The sequence below is a fragment of the Chloroflexus sp. MS-G genome (assembly GCF_000735195.1).
GTDB lineage: Bacteria > Chloroflexota > Chloroflexia > Chloroflexales > Chloroflexaceae > Chloroflexus.
Genome location: NZ_JPIM01000089.1, coordinates 1 through 18,432 on the forward strand (window position 1 = coordinate 1; position 18,432 = coordinate 18,432).

Here is an 18,432-nt window from a genome sequence, read left to right on the forward strand (position 1 = left end):
GCGCTGGTACATACCGACTGGGTGCGGAGCGTCGCCTTCGCCCCCGACGGGCGGCTGCTTGCCTCCCAGTTGGATGATGGCACCATCTGGCTGTGGGGCGTACCATGAGATGGTTGTAGCGATAACAATGGAAGTGCACTGAGAAGGTTCATTCAGACGCACCACTGTGCCGTAAGCATTTGACCGCGTTGATACCGTTGTACGTACGTACAAAGGGTATCTACAATCGTGGCTACCCTCCGTTCGCAATCACAGTCGAGCGCTAAGCTACAGCAGCCATGTGGTTACCGTCACAACACGGTACTGCCGCGTTTCACCTATATCGAGCAGCAAATTCACCACATCGAGAGACGGTTCACGAATTGCTCTAAAGGATAGAGGACAGAAATGCCTGAACCTCTCCTTCAGAGCATCTCGGTACGCTGTTTCGGACAGGCTTTGAGAATCTGAGTAAAACCCCAGGTTGCTTATCAGAATCTGGGTGCATATCTGAAACTATCTGTGAGTCCACTGCAAAAACTCACCACGGAGCGCACAGAGCACACAAAGCGTCTAAGATTTATGAATAATAATGATCATTTTTGTCTATTGGGTGCATGTAAGAAAAAATTTCACAACCCTATGTTCAATGAAAGATCAAATTATCTTTAGTCTCTGTGATCTCCGTGGTCTCTGTGGTGAGAAGATCACCTTTTTGCAGTGAAGTCATCTGTTCTATTCCGCCGGATACTTTTGCGCTCCATTACAGCGGAGAAGTGAGTGGTGAAGTAAGAGGAGTATTACACCTACCCAATTCGTAGTACAATAAAATAACGCGCCGCAGCAGACGGACGTTGCGGCCTATGATCGGCGGAGGCATAGGTGGAGGTAGAGATTGCGCTCATACGCGCCTGGGCGCAGCAAGCCGGTAACATGCTTTTGCGTTCGTACTTCAATCAAGTGTCGCCGGAACGGAAGCTTGATCGGAGTCTAGTAACGGCTGCTGATCGGGCAATTGAAGACTGGTTGCGCGATACGATCCATTTTCACTTTCCCGATCACGGCGTGATAGGCGAAGAACGCGATCCAATGGGTCTCGACCGCGAGTACATCTGGGTGATCGACCCGATAGATGGTACCAGCTCGTTTGTGTCGGGATTACCGCTGTGGGCCGTTTCAATCGGGCTGATCCGGCGTGGTGAGCCGCAGGCTGGTGTCATTTACCTGCCGGTGTTGGGCGATTGTTATTGGGCAGTTGCCGGTGGCAAGGCATTTTGGAATGATCTTCCTATTCAGGTGGCACCTCCTCAGCCACCTGGTCCTAACGACTGGATTGCCATTCCTTCTACCTTTCACCGTTCCTACACCATTCACTACCCCGGTAAGGTGCGCGTGTTGGGGTCGGTGGCAGCCGATTGCTGCTATGTGGCTCGCGGTCAGGCTAGAGCTGCCATTATTGGGCGGGCAAAGGTGTGGGATGTTGCCGCCGGTTGGACAATTGTTCAGGCCGCCGGAGGCACTATCTGTCCACTCGAGGGTATCTTACCCGATTGGATGACACTCCTGCAAACGATTCGCTTGCCGAATCCGGTGGTGATTGGTCATCCCCAACAGGTTGCACAAGTGTGTGCAATGGTGCGTCGTATCAATCCATAACTGTCTTGATCGGTAGCATCGTCAAAACAATGTGCAACTGCGAAGCCTTTTCTACCTCCATCCTGTGTGCCGCAGCGTGGTTTATCGTTCCCCATGTCTATCTTGATCTGAACATGACAGCATTTTTTGTTGTACCTGTACCATAAGTGCCTGCCTGGGCCGGTTGCCAATACTCTTGTTGAGCGAGGGAAAAGTATGCCAGGAGACGCTTGTCGTTCACTTCTCATGCTATCGAACGCTTGCATCGTTCACCTCGTGGAATACGGTAATGGTATAATGTTCGCTATCGAGCGAAGATCGTAGTGAATACACAAAGGAGTGCATATCATGACTGCGCCTGCTGTGCGCCATATTCGTCTTGTTACCGAAATTCCTGGCCCGCGTTCACGTGCACTACTGGCGCGCCGCGATGCAGCAGTAGTCGCCGGTTTGGGGCGAGCAACACCGATTGCGATTGCTTCTGGGCAGGGTGCACTGGTAACGGATGTTGATGGGAATACGTTGATCGATTTTGTAAGTGGAATCGGCACACTAGCCGTTGGGCACTGTCCGCCAGAAGTTGTTCAAGCCATTCAAACGCAGGCCGAGCAACTGATTCACCTTTCGGCACTGGTCGGCACCTACGAACCGTATGTCGCTCTATGTGAACGGCTAAACGCACTGGCGCCGATCAGTGAGCCGTGTAAGACGCTGCTGTCCAATTCAGGTGCCGAAGGGGTCGAAAATGCGATCAAGTTTGCCCGCGCTGCTACCGGTCGTCCGGCTATCATTGTGTTTGATGGTGCGTATCACGGTCGAACGCTCCTGACCTTATCGCTCACCTCACGGACGTATTTCAAGAAGAAGTTTGGTCCGTTTGCGCCGGAGATTTATCGGGCGCCGTTCCCGTATGCGTACCGTATGGGGGTGAGTGAAGAGGAAGCGGTTGAACAGTGTTGGGCTGCGTTTGAGCGGATGCAAATCGCGGGTGTTGACCCAGAAACTATTGCAGCGGTGTTGATTGAACCGGTGCAGGGCGAAGGTGGCTTTATTCCGGTACCGGTTGAGTTTATGCGTCGTCTGCGCGAGTTCTGTACGCGCAATGGATCACTGCTCATCGTTGATGAAGTGCAGAGTGGATTTGGTCGCACCGGTACCTTGTTTGCCATCGAGCAATTTGGGGTCGAACCGGATATTATTGTTGCTGCCAAGAGCATTGCCGCCGGTATGCCATTGGCAGCGACCATTGGCCGTGCCCGCATTATGGATTGTGCGCACTATGGTGGGGTTGGTGGTACGTATGGCGGTAATCCACTGGCGTGTGTAGCTGCCCTGGCGACTATCGATCTGATTGAACGTGAACGGTTGTTGGAACGGGCAAAGGTGATTGGAAGACAAATCCGTGCCCGTTTTGAACCACTCTTGGCCGATGACACGCTCGATCCGCTAGTTGGTGATGTTCGCGGTCTTGGGGCAATGATCGGGATTGAACTGGTCAAAGATCGCCAGAAACGCACACCGGCGGCGGCTGAAGAGGTACTGGCAATCCTTGGTCGCGCCCTCGAACGCGGGGTATTAGCGATGCGAGCCGGTTTGTACGTGAATTGTATCCGCTTACTGGTACCCCTGGTGATCACTGATGATCAGCTTGAGGAAGGCCTGGAGGTGCTCATCGGTGCGTTCCGACAGTAGCAGCTCTTAGCTATCGCTGGATGGGCAGGTCAACATGGGCTGGTTGATCAGATCAGCCCATGCTTTCAGGAGAAGTGTATGACCATTGTTGTTGTGCAAACCAGGCCCGAACATATTCCGCAACTGGTGATCCATCAGCAAATCTGTTTTCCTACGCTTGATCCGGAAGATCACTTTAGTGCGGACAACTTTGCCACACATTTACGCATTTTTCCCGAAGGGCAACACGTGGCACTTGACAATGAGCGGGTTGTCGGTCAGAGTAGTACCTTCCGCATTCGCGGTGAAAAGGTCTTTCAACAGCACACATTTGAAGAGATTGTCGATCATGGCAATTTTGGGCACCATGATCCAGACGGTGAATGGCTGTACGGCGCGGATATGAGTGTGCATCCTGCGTATCGCGGGCGAGGAATCAGCCGGATGCTATATGACGCCCGCAAGGCCTTAATCCGACGCCTAGGGCTGCGTGGGATGGTGGCGGGTGGTATGTTGCCCGGCTATGTTGACCACCGCGACCGCATGTCCGTCGAAGAGTACGTTGCTGCTGTGGTCGCCGGGCAATTGGCCGATCCGACGCTTACTCCACAATTGCGTAACGGTTTTACGGTACGCGGTATTCTCTACAATCATATTCGCGATGAACTGGTACCGCATGCGGCATTGATTGTGTGGGAACCGTCATAAGTGCAGACCCTGGCTGGGATTGAGAGCTATCGGGAACCCTGAATAGGGGCGCAGCAATGCTGCGCCTCGACTGTCTACCACGCTCGTCTGCGGTATCGTATTCCGTGCACCAATCCCCCAAGTCCGCCTAGCCCTAGCGCCAATCCCACCAACCACAAATGACTACCGGCGGCTGGTAGGCTACTGCCACGCACCGAGGTCATTACAACCTGAATATCGCTTCGCGGTGCACTGCCGGTAATGACCGGAATGAGGGTGTAGGTCGTAAAGAGGATGCGCCCACCCGACTGAATGCGTCCCTGGAGGGTATACACTCGACCGGCATCGATAATAGCCGGGTTGTAAGCGAGATTGAAGCGGAATGGTGGTTGTGCGCCACCGGTGCTAAAGGTCTGCTCGGCAATCACCCGACCGCCGGTACCCTGAGCGGTAACTTCGGCAATCTGGAGCGTGACCAGCGCATCTGCAGGAAGGGCTATTTGTTCACGGTAGGTAATAATCCCGCTCAAGGTTGCGGTAGGCTGCGCAATCGTTCTTGTTGGGATCATTGTCACGGTCACAAGTAACCCAATGACAAGGTATACTATCGGGTGTCTGTATAACGACATACTGTGCTCCATACTGCAAAGCAGACGAGAGAAGATGGTATACTCAAGATTATAAACGATATGCGTGCGCAAAAGTTGCCGATATGGAACGGCTGCGTATCACTATTCTTGTTCTGGAGAAGCTATGCCGCTCTATCTTGTGACCGTTGCCTCACGAGGCATTGACGGGCCGCAGCACCTCTATCTGTTAGCCGGAGCCGAACTTACTCCGGCAGCAGTGACGTCGTTGGTTGAACATTTGCTTCACGATCCGGTCGTGCAACAGGTTCACTGGCAGGAAGTGAACCCTGATCAGCCATTAACCGATCCATTCTTACCCAAAACTGATCTGCTGGTCGTCGAAGTAGCGTATCGGCCCGGTGTCACCGATAGCGAAGGTGAGAGTGTGGTCGAGGGCGCACGTCGGCTTGGTGTGCGTAGTCTTGAACATGCCCGATCGCTACGTCGGTATTTCTTACCGGCTACTGCTGACCCGGTGCAGGCAGCGGCTGAGTTGGCAATTGATATTGTGCAAACGACAATCGCTTACCATCCCGGTGAGCAGACAACGACACGAGCTGCATTCTACACCATGCTGGTTGCCGAGCCAACGCCAACCACGCCGGTCGTAACAACGATCCCCCTCCGATCCGCCGATGATGCTGAGTTGATCGCTATTAGTCAACGTGGCGTGTTGGCACTCGATCTCGCCGAAATGCGTGCAATTCAGGCTTATTTCGTTGCTCAGGGACGCGACCCAACCGATGGTGAGCTGGAGACGATTGCGCAAACCTGGAGTGAGCACTGTTCTCACAAGACGTTCAAGGCGCGAGTACGGTATACGCAAACGCCCGAAGAACCACCTGCGCAGCCTGATCTGTATCCGATGTTGACGCAGCTTGCCGGCGGCGAGTGCACCATTGATAGCCTTATCCGCACATATTTGATGCGGGCAACCGAGCAAGTACTGACCAGGCGTGATGATCGGTGGGTGTTGAGTGCTTTTGTCGATAATGCCGGTATCCTCGCCTTTGGTTCCGAGCACGAGGTGTCGTATAAAGTTGAAACCCACAATCACCCCAGCGCACTCGAACCATTCGGTGGCGCCAATACCGGTGTTGGCGGCGTGATTCGTGACGTGCTCGGTGTGTCGGCGCAACCGATTGCAAACATCGATGTCCTTTGCTTTGGGATGCCCGATGCACCGCCGCCTCCGCCAGGCGTGCTCCATCCACGCCGGATCGCCAGTGGAGTAGTCGCCGGTATCCGTGATTACGGCAATAAGCTAGGCATTCCGACGGTTGGCGGGGCCGTGTTGTTTGACCCCGGCTACACGGCCAACCCGCTCGTCTACTGTGGAACCGTTGGACTGGCGCCGCGTGGTCTCCACCCGCGCAATGTGCGTCCGGGTGATATTATCGTGGTTATGGGCGGTCGTACCGGGCGCGACGGGATTCATGGGGCGACTTTTTCCAGTATCGAACTTACCCATACTACGGCGAGCGAGGTAGGGAGTGCAGTACAAATCGGCGATCCGATCACCGAAAAGAAGATGCTCGATGTGCTCTTACAGGCACGTGATGCCGGTCTCTATTCGGCAATTACTGATTGTGGGGCTGGAGGTCTTTCATCGGCTATCGGTGAGATGGGGGCAGCATTGGGGGCGGAAGTACACCTTCAGCATGTACCGTGCAAGTATGCCGGTCTGCAACCCTGGGAGATATGGCTCTCCGAAGCTCAGGAACGAATGGTACTTGCAGTGCCGCCCGATCGTCTGATCGCCCTGCTCACCCTCTGCACGGCTGAAGAGGTAGAAGCGACGCCAATTGGACGGTTTACCAGCGATGGACGATTGCGAGTCTTTTATCGCGATCTAAAGGTCGTCGATCTCGACATGCAATTTCTCCACGATGGCCGTCCGCAGCGGGTGCTGACGGCGGTATGGCAGCCTTCGCCAGCTCTGTCTCGGTCACCGCACCTGACAACGGTAGCCCCTGATCAGGCTCTCTTGCGCTTGCTGGCGCATCCATCGATTGCCTCCAAAGAGCGCATTATTCGTACTTACGACCATGAAGTTGGTGGGAGAACAGTTATCAAACCACTGGTAGGGGTTCATCTGGCCGGACCCTCAGATGCTGCGGTCATCCAGCCGCTGCCCGGCGAGCCAACCGGGCTGGTATTGGGCTTTGGCATCTGCCCGCGGTACGGTTTGCATGACCCATACTGGATGGCGCTGGCCGCAATCGATGAGGCGCTGCGGAATGTTGTGGCCGTCGGCGGTGACCCTGATCAGACGGCCATTCTCGATAACTTCTGTTGGGGTGATCCGAAGCAACCCGATCGGATGGCCGGCTTAGTACGGGCTGCTGCCGGATGCTACGACGGTGCAGTCGCGTTTGGAACTCCTTTCATTAGCGGCAAAGACTCGCTGAATAACGAATATCGTGATGCCGATGGTCGGCGTGTCGCCATTCCGCCCACCCTGCTTATCTCGGCACTGGCACAGGTGCCCGATGTGCGACAGTGTGTTACCATGGACTTGAAGCAAGCCGGTGATGTGGTTTATCTGCTGGGGAACACCCGATCCGAATTTGCCGGAAGCCATCTGGCTGCAATCGGTATGATTGAAGATGGCGGCGCATTGCCCAAGGTCGATCTGGCAACAGCACCGGCAACCTTCCGCGCTCTTCATCGGGCAATAAGGGCCGGTCTGGTACGTTCCTGCCATGATCTTAGCGAGGGTGGCCTGGCGGTCGCGGCGGCAGAAATGGCGATTGCCGGTGAATTGGGCTTACACCTTGTGCTCGACGAGATACACAGCGATTTTATAACGGCGCTGTTCAGCGAGACACCCAGCCGCTTCTTGATCGCGGTTGATCCGGCGCATACCGCAGTATTCGAGGACACCTTGAGCGGATTACCACTATTTCGGTTGGGAGTAGTAACGGTGAATCCAACGCTGCATATCACCTGGCAGCAACAAACTTTGATCGATGTACCGGTCGCTACCCTACGCCGTGTCTGGCAACAGGGTCTTGAGGTCATCAACGTGAAGGATACCGATCTATGACTAACCACCCCCCGCTCAGTCGATCTGATTTTGCCGCGACAATCGAGCAACGATTGCGAGACGAACCGACCATCGAGGTGCTCAGTCGTGAAGGTGAGGTGGTACAGGTGCGGATCGGTCAACGTCACCTGCGCGTCGATTTGACGGCATTCTATCATGCGTACCGTCAGGCGCCAGAGCACTTTGAACTGGTGTATGCAACGCTCTTGCGCACCGTGCATGATCAAATACCGGTCCGCGAGGCGCGCACCTTCAGCGAAGTCGCGCATCGCGTTATGCCAATGCTCAAACCAATCGTCTTGCTCAACGCTGTCTTTGAAAAGAAATTACCAATGCTTGCCTATCGTCCGTTTCTGGCCGATCTGATCATTACCTACGTCATTGATGAACCGCAAAGTGTAGCCTACATCAACGAACGCCACCTCGAACGCTGGCAAGTCGGTGAACATCAGCTCCACGAGTATGCCCTTGCCAATCTGGCGGCACGAACGAAAGAGCGGGCAAAGTTCTTGATCAGCGGCGAGGGTGCGCAGCGCTTGATTATCGCTCATTCACAAGATGGCTATGACGCAACACGACTGTTATTACCTGATCTGCTGGTGAGCTGGAAACCACATTTTCCGGGCAATATGGTCATCGGTATTCCCAATCGCGATTTCCTGATCGCCTTCAGTGATGCCGATGAGAGCATTCTTACCAGCATTGCCCATCAGATTCAGCTCGACTCAGTCCAGCGTGAATATGGCTTAACCGATCAACTCTTCACTATCGAAGATGGTCAGGTGCGAGAATACCAATGGGTATAGCAGTGCCCATCATGAAACGATGATGGGATGAGGAGGAAATGCTCTGCTTGCGGTTATCATCTCACTGGTGCTCTACGTACTTGCATGTTGGCTGTGGTGGTGGCAACGCACGCCACTCTATGTGCTGGCATTAGTTGCCGGTCAGTCAGGCACAATACTCGAACCATTCTGGCGGTTCCTTTACACACTGCAAGCAATACCGACTCCCGGTTCGCTGTGGGCAGTGCTGACTACGCCATTTGATCCGATTCGTTCATTGCCGGCGGCCTGGCCCGATGCGCTGCCGGCACTGATCATCGTTGCTCTGTACTGGTACCGTTGGTGGACACCGGGGTCATGGAGCGGACTCTTTACCTTTCTGGTCTTCACCAGTTTTCAGTTGTTAATCGGTCTACTCGGTTTACGATCATCGACACCACCATCGTTCCTCACACCCTTGCCCTTCGGTCTATCGGCTGACCTGCTCGCGGCACTGATGAATGCAACCATTAGCTACGGTTTATGTTACGTGTTCATCACCGTTCATCACTATTCCTGGCCCAGCATGACCATTGCAATCCTACCGATGCCGCTGCTCCTTCAGGTATTCATCTATGGTATCATTGGTGCACCACTACTCATTGCCCGGCTGCTGCCTGATGGCGAATGGCCACTACGAATTGGTCTGATCCTGACGCTGATCCTGTTAGGCTGGTGCGTCGCTATTATCAGTACCGGTTTGGCGCGCTTGAGGCGTTAGCAATGACCAGAACAATCCTTTCTCCTGAGTTGCTCTTGAATGCCTATCGTCAAGGCATCTTCCCGATGGCGGATGAGCGGGGCGAAATCGGTTGGTACGAACCGCTGCGGCGTGCGATTATCCCGCTTGACGAACGGTTTCACGTTCCCCGACGGCTGGCCCGTACCGTTCGTGCAGGTGTCTTTACCGTCACCTTTGATACTGCATTTGAAGAAGTCATTCGGGGCTGTGCTGAACCAGCTCCTGGTCGCGAAACAACCTGGATTTCACCTGAAATTATCCGTGCTTACACGGAATTACACCGTCTAGGATACGCCCACAGTGTCGAGTGCTGGCGCGATGGGCAACTGGCTGGGGGCTTATACGGCGTCGCCATCGGTGGTCTCTTTGCTGGCGAAAGCATGTTCCACCGCGTGCGTGATGCCAGCAAGGTTGCGCTGGTACATTTGGTCGAGCGTCTGCGACGCGGTGGGTTCGTCTTGCTCGACTCGCAATTTATTATTGGGCCACACATGTTACAATTCGGCACGATAGAAATCCCTCGTTCCGAATATCACCGACTCTTGCGGCAGGCATTAGCAGTACGTGCGGTATGGTAACCCGAGCATATATTGCAGGAAGAGGTTTTAGCCTGTGACGCATCGTCACGGTATGAAGGGCGTTCGGTCGCGTCTGATCCGTCGATGAATGTCATAACTAGTCACAGAGAGTTGCCCAAGAGCAGATGGAGCGCATTTCGCTGCGCCCAGTTGTAGCGCATTCGTCACGACGAAAGCAGGGTCGGCATGTTATGAGTATTGTACGTCACCAAACCGATAGGTACGAGTGAGCAACCCGCCTGCCGGGATACGCAGTGGTGATCTGCTTCCCGGTAAGCATTCTTGACCGTCGAGGCGGGCACTCTCTGCCGCAATCGGCTCTGTTTATTTGCTCTTCCGTTTGCGTTCACGCCGGGCTTCGCGACGACCAGTAGTTGCAACCGGCCGTGGTGTTGCCGGAGCAGCGGCGGCTGGAGTCTGGCGGGGAGCCGGGGTGCGTATACGAGCATTGCGTACCAGTTCGGGCAAGACATTACGCATATAGTAGACGACATAACCGCCTAAAATAAGCTCGATTATCAACTGAATGTAGAACCAGAAACGTTGGTTGAAGGGAGGCACATTGAGCATACGAACGACACCTAGTGCCACACCAAACCCACCCACAATCAACAACGCAATCCCCAACTGACGAAAGAACGTTGCACGAACAACATTCCGCTCCGTGTGCAGCCAGATGAAGTAGGCGCCGCTCGCGACCAGCAGAATCTGCACAATGAAGAATGTCCATGCGTATGAACCAAATTGAGGGCTAACGGTCAGAAAGTATTCAAAAAACCCCATAGTAACAAGCCTCTCCTCACGGTCGCAGAGCGTCGATCACGATAGATTGTGGCGGCGATTATAGCAGTGCCACGGATGATCGTCAACACAGGAAAGAGGAACTGATTCCTCCGTACCCTTTCCCTTCCTCGCCAAGAGTGAAGAGGAAGGGAGAAGGGAAAGATGCGGGCCATCCTCACGCAAAACTCCAAACAGCGCCTCACTCCTCGCTAATAGTAATGCCGAGAATTGTCTCACCAGGTCTGGCCAGATCGTCCGGATTACTCGGATCGCGCAGCGGAATGCCATCAACGATTTCCTGACCACGAATGACACGCCCGAAGATAGTGTACTGCCCGTTCAGCCAGGGCGCCTCTGCCGTGGTGATGAAAAATTGGGAACCGGCGCTATTGGGATCAGACGAACGGGCCATAGCAACGATGCCGGGTCGATCAAACAATATCTTATCGGTAAACTCGGCTGGGATGGTATAGCCAGGGCCACCCGTTCCATCGCCGTGCGGATCGCCACCCTGAGCCATAAAATTGGGCAGTACCCGGTGCCAGGTCAGGCCGTTGTAGAAGTTCTGACGGGCAAGAAAGACGAAGTTGTTCACCGTTTGCGGAGCAATGTCGGGCAGCAGCTCAATAACAATTTCCCCGCGTGGGGTGTAGATGGTCGCGGTATACTTCTTTGCCGGATCGATGGTCATCGGTGGTGGGCTATTGTACTGGTATGTAGTCGCTGTTGGCATAACCGGCAGATTGCTACCGGCTGGCGTTGGTATCGTCGGTGGTTCAGTTGGTATGACAGGTACATTGGTCGGAACCGGTGTTACGACGACGACTAGCGGGCCGGATCGGCTGATTAAAAGACCGACAACAAACCCTATAATGACGAGGAAGATAGCAATAGCCACAATACCGGCCAGTGGGTTCGACGATGGTAGACGTTGGTTACTCACAGGACACCTCAATAGTTAAGACCATTTCACGGCTATTATACTGGTGAAGGGTAATCAGTGACAAATGGAAGTGAGAGATTATTGATGAGGACGACTTCCCCCTTGAGGGTGTACGAACGTGAAACAGAGAGGTCGGCTCACCCGCTTCGCTTGACACTGGTCAGTGGCCCGCGTTCCCAGGAAATAGGCGAATGGCTCAGACACGCTCTAAGAGCGTGATCAAAAACCTGGGCTTTTGATAAGACTTAACAATGGTACACAATAGAGTGTTTCGGGGAACGCCGGCGAGCAACGCATGCGTCTCCGCGACACGCCGGAACAGGGTTGCATCGGTATCGCGCCGGTGCTGCGGCGCACGCCTAGCCACCCTCACTTTCCCCCTTCCTCTCCTCCACGGGGAGCAGAAGGGGGAAGGTGGGGCTGAAAGAGAGGACGCTGGAAACCCCTCACGCAATAGTCGCACGGGCACCGTACATGCCTGATGAAACGTTTTTGATCACGCTGTTCCCACGGGAACAGATAGGTGCAGTCAGGGAAACAACACGGCCACAGGCTGATACATACGGTCAGACTATCACTCAGACTCAACTAACCCGCCCGGCCAATGTCGGCGCATACCGCACCAGCTCGTGACGCAGCCGGAAGAGAGCCAGATCGCCGGCTTTTGCTTCCAGCATCAGATCAAACGGTGGCAGACCACGACTAGCTTCGAGGAGCTCAATTGCATCGTGGACAACAATGAAATCGGCGTGCTGGCCGGGACGTGGTGGGAGAACGCGGCTATTGTCATTGCGACCCGGCAGCAGGTGCGCTTCGCTGCGTTGACTGCTCAGATGCACTTCTGGACGAAGGTAATTGGGCCAGGTTGCCAGGGTTAACCCCAACGCTAGCGGTAGGCTCCATCGTTCGGGATTGTGCAACCGAAAATGCAGATAGTCAAAAACGATGGGGACGCCGGTAGAAGCAGCAAGACCGAGTAACGAGCTGAGTGACAGCCCGGTGCCGGTGTGCTCCAGGGTAGTACGTTGACGGGCATTGGCCGATAGCGCTACCCAACGTTGCCGGAAACGCGGGAGTGCTTCAGCGTCATGAACACCGATGTGCATCACCAGGGTGTGCTGAACAGTATTCCTTTGATCAAGGGCAGCGAGAAACTGACAAGCCGCCTCGATAGTGCTGATCGTCTCGGCGGCGATACGGTCGTCGGGGTGGGCAAGCGTGAGATACGGATCGAGATGCAGTCCCAGCCGTACCTGTTGCGCACTAATACGCTGAGCGAGTAGTTCCAGGTGGAGCCGACAGTCAGCCAAATCAGCGATGGTGAATTGGCGGGGAAGTGTAAGACGGTAGAAGTGAATCGCCTTGCGTTCAAGGTAGCCGAGCACATCACCCAGATGAACCAGCAACTTGCTCAGATGCGGTGACACGCTACCGGCCAGACCAGGCTGGTTGACCGTTCGCACTGCGAATCCTAGACGAATATAGGGAGTCGCTGTGCAGTAGGGTTCATTCGGACACCTGATGATGGCGCTTGCCCGTCGCGCCAACCGATGACGGTGGAACATAGACTGAATGGTGGTGTCGGTTGATGTGGCCCAGCGAATGGTTGCCATAGCAGTCGCGGCTCTCGTTCGGCTCATCTGGTATCCCATTTACTCCCTATTGCCGGGGTGGATGGTGAAGAAGGTATGAAGCTGCGATAGGACAGATTATGACTTCCACTGCAAAAAGGTGATCTTTCCACCACAGAGACCACGGAGATCACAGAGACTAAAGATGATTTTATCTTTCATTGAACATAGGGTTGTGAAACTTTTTCTTCCATGCGCCCAATGGCCAAAAATTATCCTTTTTTTCATAAACCTTCTACGCTCTGTGTACTCTGGGTGCTCCGTGGTGAGTTTTTGTAGTGCATTCATTATCAGACAAATGTTCTATTTTGTCAAGGCAAACCAACGAAGAAAACCGGTAAAGATTAAGAAACAACGTAAAACGGGATCAGGAGTGAGGGGAAGACCAACTCCCGAACTACTTCTCTCGCCTGATCTCTGTTCTATCTTCTCGCTCTATTGCGTACCGAATCACCTTCAAGCTCGGCAATGCGTGTCGCCACTGAACGCAAAACAATGGTATCGTCCTCTGTCAGACCAATGTCGGCTATTACCTGCGCCATAGCCTGAACCAGGAGCGATGGCGATGAAGCGGATTGTGCAGGACGCGACATAGATTGCGCGGGTGGCGGTTCAACCACCCAGGTTGGATCCCAGAGAGGTGCTGGGCGAATACGTTGCGGTGAAGGCCAACCGTAGACCTGGGCCAGGAACTGTATCATCGCCTGCGCAGCGCCGTCTAAGGTGTGTTCTGTCGCAACATACTGCCGTGCCCGCTTGCCGAGCGCAGTTGCCAGCCCTGGATCGGTCAATAATCGCCGACAGTAAGCAACGATCAGATCCGTCTCGCTCGCGTCAACATCGACGTGGGCAACAACATCGGATGGCAATTCACAAAAGGCATCCACCGCGCTCACCAGGGTAGGCTTCCCGGCGCCGAGCAGACGCAACAGACTAGCACTCGTTTCACCGGCGGTTGGATACCGTAAGTTGAGACAGACATCAGTAGCCGCCACATAATCCTCGAACTGCGCTCGCGAGACATAGCCGGTAACGGTCACCACCTCTCGCAAGCCGAGACGCTGTATCACGCCCTTTAGATCGTAGTTGGGCGACACCGACCCAACCAGGACACAGTGGACATCCAAACCTTCACGACGCAACTCGGCCACGGCGCGCAATGTCGGTTCGATCCGCTTCCAGGCATTGATATGACCAAAACTGGCCAGTAACGGTCGATCAAGCGGCAGACCCAGATGGAGGCGGGCCTCATTACGATCAATGAGCGATGGCAATGGCACTCCCATCGGTACATAGCCACACGGTAGATCAGGACGCAATGCAGTGACACGTTTCAGCAGGTAGTGACTATGACCGATCACGGCTCTGGCTACGGCCAAAACCTCTTCGTTACAGGGAAACGCAAACGCTGCTTCACTGAAGCGCGAGCGAATCATCAGTTGGGCAATATGTTCACCTTCAGCGCCGTAGCGAGTACGCATCATCGCGACATACTTCTGTACATCGCGTTGCACATTCGCCGCATACCAGAGCATAAAATGGTGCAGCACGAAATCGTGTAGCACAATGACGCCCGGTAAGCGCTGGGCCACCCGCCAGATACCGGCGTGCGCCGGACTATTCCCGATGTGGTAGACGATTGCATCAAACACTCCGCGTCGAGCCAGCCGCTCGAGCTGACGCATGGGTTTGATCGGAAGATGCTTGATTAGTTGCGGATTTGCTGGCCGCAACCCATCCTCGATGAAGAGGGTTATCTCGGCATACTGCGCGAGATACGGCAACAACTCTTCGCTATAGTCAGAAATCCCCGAAGGCGCTGGATTAACCGGCGAACAGTACGCAATTCGTAACGTCATGCTCGTTCCACCAATGCCGCCACCAGCTCACGACAGAATGCCGGAATATCTGCTACCACCCTTCCCCAGACTAAATGCCCATCACGGAACGCAGCCTCATCAACCCACAGAGCACCGGCGTTGATGAGATCGTCTTTGATACCGGTTGATCCGGTTGCCGGTCGACCACGAACAATTCCGGCAGAAATCGCAATTGAACCACCGTGACAGATAATGCCTATCACTTTTCCAGCAGCATCCATCGCCCGTACTAGATCGGTCACAACCTGGTATCGTCGCAATTTATCGGGCGCCCAACCACCGGGCAACACGAGTCCGAAGAGATCATCTGCACGTAATTCGGCAATCGTTGTCGTCGGCACTATCTCCAGACCATTTTTACCTCGTACTGGCCGGAGATCGAGGCCGGCGGCCAGCACTTCTGCCCCCTCTTCCTGCAATCGCATCATCGGTACATAGAACTCTAGGTCCTCGACTCCTTCTGCCAGCAGAATAGCTACTCGCTTCCCTGCCAATCGCATTGCTTTTCTCCTTGTTCAGACTTCACCGTACCGTCGTGGTCACAGACTACTTGAGAGCACTGGGCCATGGACGAATACAATTCCCACCGGCCATCTTGGCGGCATACAAAGCCTCGCCAACGCACTGCAAAAGATCAGCCGCCTGACGAGCGTCACGCGGAAAGGTTGCCGTTCCTATTGAAATGGTCACCTGTATATCGAGCGTACCAGGACGAATGACCGAGTGTGCGATGGCTGAGCGCCATTGTTCAGCTCGATGCACGATTGTTTCAGGCGTGACCCGCGGCAAGACGAGCAAAAATTCATCCCCGCCGTAGCGACAAAAGATGTCACCGCCACGCACATTCCGTCTGATCAAGCCTGCTACATGCTGGATCGTTACATCACCGAGCGCACGCCCAAACTGCCAGTTAACCTGCTCAAGCTGATCGATATCAATCAGTGCGACACTGAGCACTATCTGCTCACGATCCGCACGACGTAACTCGCGCTCAAGCGTTTCTTGCAGATAGCGGCGTGTGTACAGACCGGTCAGTGGATCGCGAATCTGCTCGTTTTGCAAACGCACGGTAATAGCCTGTACCTGCGCACGTGCTTCGGCCAACTGCTGACGGCGACGGTATTCAATCTGCCAGCGTATCTGAGCCGCAGTAAGTGCCCGCATCAGACACAGCGGCAGGAGCTCAGCCGTCGTTAATGCCTCGTGTACGCCTGCCTGCAACACAGCGACTGCACCAGCAGGATCATGTACTAGACCGACAATCGGCGCTTGCTCGGCGGCAGCAGCCAGATCAGGCGGTATGTGCTCGCGAAGATCGAGCAAATGAAGATGCGCTTCCGTGATCGAGGTGGCCGGTGTGACCTGCCAGGCCACGCCTAACATTTCGCTGAGTTGTACCCTGAGCACATCATCAGTTGTTATAACGAACAACGGTGTGGTACCAGCAGTCATACCGTCCCTCGCCAGATGCCAGTTACGGTAACGATAGCATAACTCCGAGTGTTCAACAAGCAGGCAGAGGGAGCAGATGTACAACCTACCGATGCAAAACGAAGCTTGATACATTACGATGGATGAATCTCGCCGATGGATGCAAGACGACTCACGAGGAGGGGCGAGGCGACGCCTCGCCTCGACAGATGTCCACGACGATGGTCACGCAGCAGTACTCCGCCGACCAACCCGTCGCCAGACCCAGAAACCCAGCAGCACAACGGGCAACCAGACCGGTGTCCAGACCAGCAGCACAATCACGACGTTCGCCAGATTCTGCCCGAGTTCAATGAGTCGACGCAGAGCAATACGTGCGACCTCAAGTGGCTGCCAGCCATCCTCTGCAATAACCGGTGTCGGTGGTGGTACTGGTACCAATTCGACCGTGATCGTTGACATTGCCGCACTCTGTTCCAAATACTGCATCCGTCCCTTTGTCCACTCAATCTGACCTTGAATATCGGTTAGGGCCTGATTTACCTTAAGCGCTTCTTCCACCGTTTGTGCACGGGCAAGCAGATCAAGCAGACGGGTATTTGTCGCTTCGAGGTTACGCAAGCGCGACTCAAGATCAACGTATTCTTCGGTCACATCCTCGCCACTTACACTTCGTCGCAATACTTTGCGGGCAAGACCTTCAATATCGCTTAATAACGCCTCAAAGCGCTCAACCGGTACACGCAACACAACCGTAGAACTTTGTTCAGCCCCCGTCCCATATGTCTGAACGCTCACAACAAAACCACCAAGCGCCTCAACCCGTTGCCGTAACGCACGTTCGACGGCAGCAACATCTGGTGCTTCCAGCGCAAGCGATGCCGTCTTAATGATCAGGCGATCAACCGCATTTGCATCACCGGTCGCTTGTTCCACAGGCATACCACCGGTGGAGTAACCGGCAGAACGCTGTTCGATTGCCGGTGCGCCACTAACGCCCCCACTTGCCATTGGCATAGCGGCAGGCACTGTCGGCAACGGGAAGGTAGATGCCGTTTCCGGCATCATTTGCGTCTGACTGAACAGAAGAATACTTACAACCACGACCAATGCGATCAGTCCACTGCCAATTGTAATCATCCGACGTGATAGGCTAACCATAAAACCCTCCTGAATATGTGTCGTTTGCTCTGAAGCATTGACGTGGATGAGCTGGAAGAAGTTCCAGGAGGGCTGCGCGAAGAAAAAAGATATTCTCAAGGAGAGGGAGCTTGTTTGGCGATCCGCTGCACATTTCCGAGGCAGCATGTTCCTTGCGGGTTACGTAGTTCGCAAGCACACTGGTCGGCAGCTATCCCAGCTTTGATGTCGGCAATGACGGCTGCACGTTCCGCAGCAGAAGCCAACTGAATATCACCGACCCGATATTGAAAACAGTAACACACCAGTACATCAGGGGAATCGGGTTCTTTTTGATACACCCGTTCACGGACTTGATCAACGGTCAGCATTTGACCACTCGCCGGACTAAAGTAGACGACCGGACAATGAGGCGAGTGGCAGAACCAGAATGGTTGCAACTGAAGCTGGCGTAAACTGATCGCGGCCTGAGCCTTCACAGTTTGGAGCGTTACTGCCTTCCCTCGCATGCTACACATCGGACAGACAGCGAATTGGGGTGAATGAGCATGTGGTTTACACGTTGGTGAATCGGCGACCGATACCGAACATTCGGTTGCCATAGGTTGGCCTCCTCTGAAGTGAAAGCAGCGAAAGAGCAGAAACCTCCTCAACCCTGTTTCTCTCCGCTGAGCATACACCTTCCAGCGACTGGAAGGTCAAGAGGAAAAGATGAGAAAAGCAGGTGGTTACTGCCGACCGTAGTTGTAGGAGAGAGTGAGTGGGGCGGGTTGCGAACCTGATCCTACAACGGTAGGGGCGGGTTTACAACCTGCCCCTCCAGTGGGAGC

17 protein-coding genes are annotated in these 18,432 nt (G+C 54.4%); 8 read left to right on the forward strand and 9 right to left on the reverse strand.

All coding sequences use genetic code 11. The annotated features are described in order from the left end of the window. The first annotated feature begins 21 nt into the window (after positions 1-21). From JE47_RS22570 to JE47_RS0114875, 4 genes are all read left to right on the forward strand, one after another. Positions 22-108 carry a hypothetical protein gene (locus JE47_RS22570; protein WP_442856923.1) on the forward strand — a complete coding sequence of 29 codons (87 nt, stop codon included), beginning with the start codon at positions 22-24 and terminating at the stop codon, positions 106-108. 753 nt (positions 109-861) lie between these two features. Beyond that, positions 862-1,635 (forward strand): inositol monophosphatase family protein, encoded by a 774-nt coding sequence (locus JE47_RS0114865; protein ID WP_031460513.1) that lies wholly within the window; start codon positions 862-864, stop codon positions 1,633-1,635. Positions 1,636-1,962: 327 nt separating this feature from the next. Continuing rightward, positions 1,963-3,306: an aspartate aminotransferase family protein gene (locus JE47_RS0114870; RefSeq protein WP_031460514.1), complete on the forward strand. Its 1,344-nt coding sequence runs from the start codon at positions 1,963-1,965 to the stop codon at positions 3,304-3,306. A 78-nt stretch (positions 3,307-3,384) separates the two neighbouring features. Then, on the forward strand, positions 3,385-3,993 hold the full coding sequence (locus tag JE47_RS0114875; protein WP_031460515.1) for a GNAT family N-acetyltransferase: 609 nt from the start codon (positions 3,385-3,387) through the stop codon (positions 3,991-3,993). A gap of 74 nt (positions 3,994-4,067) precedes the next feature. Here the strand turns inward: JE47_RS0114875 and JE47_RS0114880 are convergent, their stop codons facing one another. Further along, on the reverse strand, positions 4,068-4,601 hold the full coding sequence (locus JE47_RS0114880; RefSeq protein ID WP_031460516.1) for a YbaY family lipoprotein: 534 nt from the start codon (positions 4,599-4,601) through the stop codon (positions 4,068-4,070). A 124-nt stretch (positions 4,602-4,725) separates the two neighbouring features. Here JE47_RS0114880 and purL point away from each other — a divergent pair, with 124 nt between their 5' ends. The 4 genes from purL to aat all read left to right on the forward strand — a co-directional run bounded on the left by purL (position 4,726) and on the right by aat (position 9,794). Beyond that, on the forward strand, positions 4,726-7,650 hold the full coding sequence (gene purL, locus JE47_RS0114885; protein WP_031460517.1) for a phosphoribosylformylglycinamidine synthase subunit PurL: 2,925 nt from the start codon (positions 4,726-4,728) through the stop codon (positions 7,648-7,650). After that, positions 7,647-8,456 (forward strand): DUF1444 family protein, encoded by an 810-nt coding sequence (locus JE47_RS0114890; RefSeq protein WP_031460518.1) that lies wholly within the window; start codon positions 7,647-7,649, stop codon positions 8,454-8,456. The genes purL and JE47_RS0114890 overlap by 4 nt, the downstream gene beginning before the upstream one ends. A 67-nt stretch (positions 8,457-8,523) precedes the next feature. Next, positions 8,524-9,195 (forward strand): hypothetical protein, encoded by a 672-nt coding sequence (locus JE47_RS20615; protein ID WP_236631250.1) that lies wholly within the window; start codon positions 8,524-8,526, stop codon positions 9,193-9,195. Between the two features lie 2 nt (positions 9,196-9,197). Then, positions 9,198-9,794, forward strand: a complete 597-nt coding sequence (gene aat, locus JE47_RS0114900; protein ID WP_031460519.1) for a leucyl/phenylalanyl-tRNA--protein transferase — start codon at positions 9,198-9,200, stop codon at positions 9,792-9,794. A gap of 324 nt (positions 9,795-10,118) precedes the next feature. On the opposite strand, the gene JE47_RS0114905 is transcribed toward aat, so the two are convergent. The 8 genes from JE47_RS0114905 to JE47_RS0114940 all read right to left on the reverse strand — a co-directional run bounded on the left by JE47_RS0114905 (position 10,119) and on the right by JE47_RS0114940 (position 18,204). Beyond that, entirely contained in the window at positions 10,119-10,577 is a 459-nt protein-coding gene (locus JE47_RS0114905; RefSeq protein ID WP_031460520.1) for a hypothetical protein, read from the reverse strand. A gap of 199 nt (positions 10,578-10,776) precedes the next feature. Then, on the reverse strand, positions 10,777-11,520 hold the full coding sequence (locus JE47_RS0114910; RefSeq protein WP_031460521.1) for a peptidylprolyl isomerase: 744 nt from the start codon (positions 11,518-11,520) through the stop codon (positions 10,777-10,779). A 584-nt stretch (positions 11,521-12,104) separates the two neighbouring features. Further along, complete coding sequence (locus JE47_RS0114915; RefSeq protein WP_236631251.1) at positions 12,105-13,160, reverse strand: UV damage endonuclease UvsE; 1,056 nt, start codon at positions 13,158-13,160, stop codon at positions 12,105-12,107. 413 nt (positions 13,161-13,573) lie between these two features. Beyond that, positions 13,574-15,010, reverse strand: a complete 1,437-nt coding sequence (locus tag JE47_RS0114920) for a glycosyltransferase family 4 protein (protein WP_031460523.1) — start codon at positions 15,008-15,010, stop codon at positions 13,574-13,576. Then, positions 15,007-15,531, reverse strand: coding sequence for a type 1 glutamine amidotransferase domain-containing protein (locus tag JE47_RS0114925; protein ID WP_031460524.1), 525 nt, complete (start codon positions 15,529-15,531; stop codon positions 15,007-15,009). The genes JE47_RS0114920 and JE47_RS0114925 overlap by 4 nt, the downstream gene beginning before the upstream one ends. Positions 15,532-15,577: 46 nt before the next feature. Next, complete coding sequence (locus tag JE47_RS0114930) at positions 15,578-16,483, reverse strand: GGDEF domain-containing protein (RefSeq protein ID WP_031460525.1); 906 nt, start codon at positions 16,481-16,483, stop codon at positions 15,578-15,580. A gap of 204 nt (positions 16,484-16,687) precedes the next feature. Next, entirely contained in the window at positions 16,688-17,623 is a 936-nt protein-coding gene (locus JE47_RS0114935; RefSeq protein WP_031460526.1) for a DUF4349 domain-containing protein, read from the reverse strand. A 95-nt stretch (positions 17,624-17,718) separates the two neighbouring features. Then, positions 17,719-18,204: a putative iron-sulfur cluster-binding metallochaperone gene (locus tag JE47_RS0114940; RefSeq protein ID WP_031460527.1), complete on the reverse strand. Its 486-nt coding sequence runs from the start codon at positions 18,202-18,204 to the stop codon at positions 17,719-17,721. Positions 18,205-18,432: the final 228 nt, after the last annotated feature.